At 55.6% G+C, this 1,329-nt stretch carries 1 protein-coding gene; it reads left to right on the top strand.

Translation table 11 applies throughout. From position 1 onward, the window contains the following. Window positions 1–42 precede the first annotated feature (42 nt). Window positions 43–1,059, top strand: a complete 1,017-nt coding sequence (locus tag NCT03_RS33585; protein WP_250495507.1) for an IS110 family RNA-guided transposase — start codon at window positions 43–45, stop codon at window positions 1,057–1,059. Window positions 1,060–1,329: the final 270 nt, after the last annotated feature.

Below are 1,329 nucleotides of genomic sequence, written 5' to 3'. Positions count from 1 at the left end.
CAATATGAACAGTCCCTGATCCACGAATGAACGGAGGCCGTCATGAGCGTCGCGTTGCTGAGCATCGATCTAGCCAAGAACATTTTCCAGCTGTACGGCGTTGACGAGCGCGGCCACCCGGTATTGAGCCGGCGAGTCAGCCGCAACAAGCTCTTAGAAGCGGTTGTCTGCCTACCGTGTTGCCGCATTGTGATGGAAGCTTGTGGTGGAGCGCACTACTGGGCTCGGCGGTTCACTGCGATGGGGCATCAGGTCCAGATTATCGCCCCGAGATTCGTCAAGCCGTTCGTCAAATCTCAGAAGAATGATCGAAATGACGCGGAAGCCATTGTCGAAGCCGCATCTCGTCCAACGATGCGCTACGTCGCAGTCAACAGCGTGGAGCAGCAGGACATCCAGTCCATGCACCGCATCCGCAGTCTTCTGATGCGAGACCGCATCGCGCAGATCAATCAGATTCGAGGCTTGCTGGCTGAATACGGCGTGGTTATTGCGCAGACACCTCTCAAAGTGCGGACACAACTTCCCACCATTATCGATGACGCGCACAACGAGCTGACAGAACTGACCCGAACAATGATGCGTGATATGTACGAGCGACTTGCCTTGCTTGATAAGCAGATCGCGAGGTATGACAACCTGATCCAACAAGTGCACAATGCATCGCCCATAAGCAAGCGCCTCGAAAAGATCCGTGGTGTCGGACCGATGATTGCAACCAGCGTCATTGCCGCGGCTGGCAGCGCCTCTGAGTTCTCAAACGGTCGGCAGTTTGCAGCGTGGCTTGGCCTGACACCACGTCAACACTCGTCGGGCGGTAAAGATCGGCTGCTCGGTATTACGAAGCGCGGAAACGGGTATCTGCGAATGCTGCTGGTACATGGTGCGCGATCGGTTGTCCAGCAAGCCGTAAGGCATACGGACAAACTCTCCCAATGGATACTCGCCGTTCAGGCGCGTCGCGGAACAAACGTCGCTGTCGTAGCACTCGCGAACAAAATTGCCAGAACGATCTGGGCGTTGCTCGCACGTGGTCGGGAGTATGCGCCGCCGGTATGAGCGGAATCCCGATCACATCCTGCGTCGTTGTTGACCTCTTCATTGGTTGCACAGGTGATCTGATTCAATGGCAAAACAGGTTGGACCGTCGACGACTGAACCTGCGCGGACTTAGGGCTTTCGAAGCCGTGGATATATGAAGGAGTCGTCGGGCGAAATCCATTGGGGCCAGGCACACCCGTGCCATCAACAGGCCGAATGTATATATGCAATCCAACACCTGCTCGCTGTAGACCAGATGATTTGGCAAATGGGACGAGGCCATGTATA

This window comes from Caballeronia sp. GAWG1-1, from assembly GCF_023631465.1.
GTDB lineage: Bacteria > Pseudomonadota > Gammaproteobacteria > Burkholderiales > Burkholderiaceae > Caballeronia.
Note: the sequence above shows the minus strand (reverse complement) of the source record. Positions and strands in the feature narration are given on the sequence as shown.

Coding starts and splice junctions, on each gene's coding strand:
- NCT03_RS33585 (WP_250495507.1), top strand. CDS start 43: ATGAGCGTCGCGTTGCTGAGCATCGATCTAGCCAAGAACATTTTCCAG.